A 1,854-nucleotide genomic window follows, 5' to 3' on the forward strand; every position below is an offset into this window, starting at 1 on the left:
CCATTGACCGGCTTCTCCTCGTCGGCCGTAGCCTGCGGCCGCAGTTTGAACAGGATCAGCAGCGGGGCGGCGATGAAGATCGACGAATAGGTGCCGAAGATGACGCCGAACAGCATGGCCATGGTGAACGAGCGGATCACCTCGCCACCGAACAGAACCAGCGCCAGCAGCGCCAGGATCGTCGTCACCGAGGTCAGCGTCGTTCTCGACAGCGTCTCGTTGATGGCGTTGTTCAGGAGTTGCGGCAGCGGCATGCGCTTGTATTTTCGCAGATCCTCTCGGACACGGTCATAGACCACGATCGTATCGTTCAGCGAATAGCCGATGATCGTCAGGATCGCCGCCAGTGACGACTGGTTGAACTCCAGCCCGGAGATGACGAAGAAGCCGAGCGTCATGACCACATCGTGCACCGTCGCCACGATGGCGCCGACCGCGAACTGCCATTCGAAGCGGAACCAGACATAGATCAGGATACCGAGCAGCGCGATCAGCATGGCGATCGTGCCTTGCTTGGCGAGCTCGCCGGACACGGTCGGTCCCACCACTTCGACGCGGCGGAAGTCATAATTATCCTGCAGCTCGCCGCGCACCTTGTCGATGACGGTCTGCTCGGCATTTTCGCCACCATCCTGCGTCCCGACGCGGATCAGCACGTCGTTCGGCGTACCGAACTGCTGCACCTGGACTTCGCCGATGTTGAGTTCGGTCAGCCGCGCGCGGAGGTCGGCGAGATCGGCATTGCCGCTCTTGGCCTGCACTTCGATCAGCGAACCGCCCTTGAAATCGATGCCGTAGTTGATGCCGACGGTCATGAACAGCACCACCGACAGGATCGAAAGTGCGCTGGACAGCGTGAACGTCCAGCGACGGATGCCCATGAAGGGGATCTTGGTGCCGGGCGGAACGAAGGTCACCGGCGCCTTCGGCAATTCCTTCGGGCGAGCCCGGCGCAGCCAGATCGAGACCAGCAGACGGGTGAAGGTGAAGGCGGTGAAGACGGTCGTCAGGATGCCGATGGCATAGGTGATGGCAAAGCCCTTCACCGGACCGGTACCAAGATAGAACAGGACCACGGTGGCGATCAGCGAGGTGATGTTGGAATCGACGATGGTCGCCAGCGCCTTGGTGAAACCGGTATCGATCGCCTGGATGACCGAGCGGCCGGCGCGCCGCTCCTCGCGGATGCGTTCGTAAATCAGCACGTTGGAATCGACCGCCATGCCGATGGTCAGCACGATACCGGCGATGCCAGGCAAGGTCAGCGTCGCGCCAAGCAGCGAGAGCACGCCGACGATCATCGCCACGTGCACCGCCAGCGCGATGTTGGCGAGGAAGCCGAGGAAGCCGTAGGCGACGAACATGAAGGCAACGACGAGGATAGAACCGATGATGCCGGCGACCTTGCCGGCATGGATCGAATCCTGGCCAAGGCCCGGACCAACGGTACGCTCCTCGATGACGGTTAGCGTCGCCGGCAGCGCGCCGGCGCGCAGCAGCACGGCGAGATCGTTGGCGCTCTGGGCGGTGAAATTGCCGGAGATCTGGCCGGTGCCGCCGAGGATCGGCTCGCGGATCTGCGGCGCCGAAATCACCTGGTTGTCGAGGATGATGGCGAACAGCTTGCCGACATTTTGCGCCGTGGCCTGGCCGAAGCGCGCCGCCCCTTTCGAATCGAAGCGGAACGACACCACCGGCTCGTTGTTCTGCGAATTGTATGTCGCCTGTGCGTCAACGAGGTTTTCGCCCGAGACGATGACACGGTTCTCGATCAGATACGGAACCGGCGGATCGTCCTGCGAATACAGCACCGACGAGCCGGCAGGCGGACGGCCGTTGAGCGCGTCCTGCACC

The 1,854-nt window shown here is 62.6% G+C and carries 1 protein-coding gene; it reads right to left on the bottom strand.

All coding sequences use genetic code 11. From position 1 onward, the window contains the following. Positions 1-1,854 (bottom strand): protein translocase subunit SecD (secD, locus tag EN914_RS33950; protein ID WP_127389611.1); only part of this gene is annotated, 1,854 nt, incomplete at both ends.

Origin of the sequence: Mesorhizobium sp. M7A.F.Ca.CA.001.08.2.1, assembly GCF_003998455.1 — a bacterium.
Taxonomy (GTDB): domain Bacteria; phylum Pseudomonadota; class Alphaproteobacteria; order Rhizobiales; family Rhizobiaceae; genus Mesorhizobium; species Mesorhizobium ciceri.